Raw genomic sequence first — 3,398 nt, 5'->3', positions numbered from 1 at the left:
CATAACCGCTCTCATAACCACTCTCATAACCGCTCTCATAACCACTCTCATAACCACTCTCATAACCAAGAACGCGAAGCCTTGATACACCACCATCAGGGAATATATTCAGACGCACATGGGTGTATGGTTGTTCCGTATTTTGTAACTCATTCAAGAAACGATGATTGCGATGAGCATGCAGTTTTTGTTCCGGGAGAATGGTATGCCATTGGACAGGATCTGTTGCATCTTCAGGGTTATCCCCATCAAAGGTACAGGCCTCCAGGCTGCAACGGTCAGGGTAGTTACCTTTAAAGTGTAAGGTATCCACTTCTATGCGATGAATAGTTCCGGGCAGAGCCAGCTTGACAATCATCCAGTCATTGCCACCCTGCCGCCGACGTTTGGTTTCCCAGCCGTTATGCATATCGGCACCACGCCCTGGCAGTAACAGGTTTTGCATAGGGCTGAAGAATGAGTCGCTGCAGGCTAGGGAGCGGCCACCGTTCATCAGTGCCGCCAGATCTAAAGGCTCACCGGGTAAGCGATAGCGCTGATCAGGATGAACCTTGCCATAAACCCGAAGACGGGCGACACCACCATCGGGGTAAATTCTCAGACGAATATGGCTGGCTACTCTTGGTTGAAGAGCGGGCTGATCCAGAGTAATCAGGTTTCTGCAATCGGGCTTTACGTCTACCCGATCCGTCAGTGGCAGCCAGTTGCTCTGTTCGCTGGGATCGGCGTCATCAAGCAGGTAGTCCAGCTGCACAGCACCGGGGGCATTACCTTTAAAGTGACGTGTATCAATATCCAGCGCTTCGATTTCACCCACTGCAGCCAGGCGCACAATCACCCAGTCACAGCCTTCATAACCTGGTGCGTCACGACGTCGGCGTGACTCCCAGCCATCCATCCATTTGCCGTAGGCCGTATACTTTTCAGGCAGAAATACCGGATCTTCATCCAGCAGCAGGTTATCTTTTTCGGCAAAGAAATCATCGCTGCAATCAAGAACATCACCACCCAGCGCACGGGCTGCCAGATCAATTCTTGTCAGCTGCCACTGTACGGCGAGATCATCAGAACAGTTATTCATTAATGTGTTGAACCTGCTGTTATTATTTTTCAGTGCATTGATAGCGGCAAACTTGTATGAGCCTTGTACCACTTTATCCTGATAGAATAGGTTTTATTATTTGACTATTTGGTCAATTTTTTGAGCATTTATGCCATAGAACCCATCAGGCAGGCAATAAAAAAATGGAGAGCCCAATGACGTTCGACCCTCTTTTAACGACAGATGACTACCCAAGAGATCTGGTTGGTTATGGCCAAACGACTCCGGATCCGCAGTGGCCGGGTAATAGCAGAATAGCGGTTCAGTTTGTTATCAATTATGAAGAAGGCGGCGAGAACTGTATTCTTCATGGTGATGAGGCATCGGAGGCATTTCTTTCGGAAATTATTGGGGCTCCAGCTCATAAGGGTATGCGTCATATCAGTATGGAGTCGATCTATGAGTACGGCTCAAGGGCCGGCTTCTGGCGACTTCACCGGCTTTTCTCCCAGAGACAGATACCGGTCACTGTGTACGGTGTAGCCATGGCACGCAATCCTGAGGCCGTCAGAGCCATGCTGGATGCCGATTGGGAGATTGCCAGCCATGCTTATCGCTGGATTGACTATCAGTTTATGGACATTGACGAAGAGCGTCGTCATTTGCAGGAAGCGATTCGTCTGCACACCGAAGTAACCGGTAAGCGCCCAACCGGCTGGTATACCGGACGTTGCAGTCCAAATACCGAACAGCTGGTGGTGGAAGAGGGAGGGTTTTTATATCACGCCGATAGCTATGCCGATGACCTTCCCTACTGGGATACCCGGTTTGCTAAACCCCAGTTGGTGGTTCCCTATACGCTGGACTGCAATGATATGCGTTTTGCCACAGCCCAGGGTTTTAACAGTGGCGATCAGTTCTTCAGTTATCTCAAAGACGCTTTCGATGTACTTTATGAAGAAGGTGCTACTGCTCCCAAAATGCTGTCAGTAGGCCTTCATTGTCGTTTGGTTGGACGACCGGGAAGAGCTGCTGCCCTGGCTCGTTTTCTGGATTATGTGCAATCCAGGGAGCAAGTATGGCTATGTACACGGGAACAGATTGCCCAACACTGGCATACTCATCATCCTTATAATCGATAAAACTGGTTGGGAATTTTCAGGGAGAGCGGTGTATGGGCAGTCTGATTGATATTCACGCCGGAGCAAAGGCATTGGACCATATTCGTGTCAATGGTTTGCCTCAGGAGAGTGTCAAAGTCATGGCAGGCGCTTCTGGTGGTCCAAAGTGGTTTGTGCTCAGTGGTCTGGATAAAGCCTTGCTGGGCGAATACTTCCGCGATAGAACCTCACCGCTGGATCTTATTGGCACGTCTGCCGGCAGCTGGCGCTTCAGCTGTTACTGTCAGGATGATCCTCTGGCTGCCCATGAGCGTTTTGAACAGGGCTATCTTTATACCCATTATTCCGAGCAGCCAGATCCTGCTGAAATAAGCCGTAAAGCCAGAGAGTTGGTAGAAACTATCGTTTCATCTGAAAGCGTCGGACAGATTCTTAATAATCCCGTTTTCCGCTTTAATCTGATTGCCGTAAGAAGCCATGGACTGACGGCGTCTGAGCGTAAACCACTGCAAATAGCGGGTCTGGGACTTGCCGCTACCGGTAACCTGATTAATAGAAAACATTTGTCGTCATTTTTTACCCGTACTCTTTTCTATCATCCGGCATATGACACTTCAGAGAAGCCCGCGTTTTATCACGCCAGTGACCTGCCAACCGAGCGTGTGCGACTGACAGAAAGCAACTTGGTGGATGCCATCATGGCCTCTGGCTCCATTCCTGCCGTGATGAAGGGTGTGATGAATATCTCTGGCGCACCTGCAGGCTGCTATCGGGATGGCGGGCTTACCGATTACCACTTCGATATGCGTTTTCATCAGGGTGATGGTCTGGTGCTTTATCCACACTTTTACTCAAGGATGATTCCCGGCTGGTTTGATAAGGCCCTAAAGCATCGCAGGCCATTGCCACAGAATACCGGCAATCTGGTGCTGGTTTCTCCTTCACAGGCATTTGTTGACCGGCTTCCCTATGGAAAAATACCCGATCGCAATGACTTTGCCCGGTTTACCTATGATGAACGGGTGCGTTACTGGCAACGGGTTGTTAATGAGAGCAGGCAGCTGGGGGATGAGTTTCTGGAGCTGGTCGCGGGTGATAAAGTACGACAGGTGGTTAAGGAACTGTCCTGAAATAACTTACACATTTCCGATGTTATCCAGTAAAGAAAAAACCGTGCCACGGAGGCACGGAGAAAAGAAAAAATCTTTTCCTCTGTGACTCCGTGCCTCCGTGGC

At 49.8% G+C, this 3,398-nt stretch carries 3 protein-coding genes; 2 read left to right on the top strand and 1 reads right to left on the bottom strand.

What is annotated here, in order from left to right; translation table 11 throughout:
• On the bottom strand, positions 1 to 1,081 hold a 1,081-nt coding region (gene alc, locus KDK15_RS00260), incomplete at its 3' end, for an allantoicase (protein WP_257293366.1).
• A gap of 176 nt (positions 1,082 to 1,257) precedes the next feature.
• Here alc and puuE point away from each other — a divergent pair.
• Together puuE and KDK15_RS00250 are read left to right on the top strand one after the other, a co-directional pair.
• A complete protein-coding gene (puuE, locus tag KDK15_RS00255) occupies positions 1,258 to 2,184 on the top strand; it encodes an allantoinase PuuE (protein WP_257293365.1) in 927 nt (308 codons plus the stop codon).
• A 32-nt stretch (positions 2,185 to 2,216) separates the two neighbouring features.
• Complete coding sequence (locus KDK15_RS00250; RefSeq protein ID WP_257293364.1) at positions 2,217 to 3,293, top strand: patatin-like phospholipase family protein; 1,077 nt, start codon at positions 2,217 to 2,219, stop codon at positions 3,291 to 3,293.
• The last annotated feature ends 105 nt before the right edge of the window (positions 3,294 to 3,398 follow it).

This window comes from Endozoicomonas sp. YOMI1, from assembly GCF_024606345.1.
Lineage (GTDB): Bacteria > Pseudomonadota > Gammaproteobacteria > Pseudomonadales > Endozoicomonadaceae > Endozoicomonas.
The sequence above is the reverse complement of the archived record's forward strand: the minus strand, read 5'-3'. Positions and strand labels throughout refer to the sequence as shown.

What these genes read in the sequence shown, in the direction of transcription:
- puuE (WP_257293365.1), top strand. Translation starts at nt 1,258, where the DNA reads ATGACGTTCGACCCTCTTTTAACGACAGATGACTACCCAAGAGATCTG.
- KDK15_RS00250 (WP_257293364.1), top strand. Translation starts at nt 2,217, where the DNA reads ATGGGCAGTCTGATTGATATTCACGCCGGAGCAAAGGCATTGGACCAT.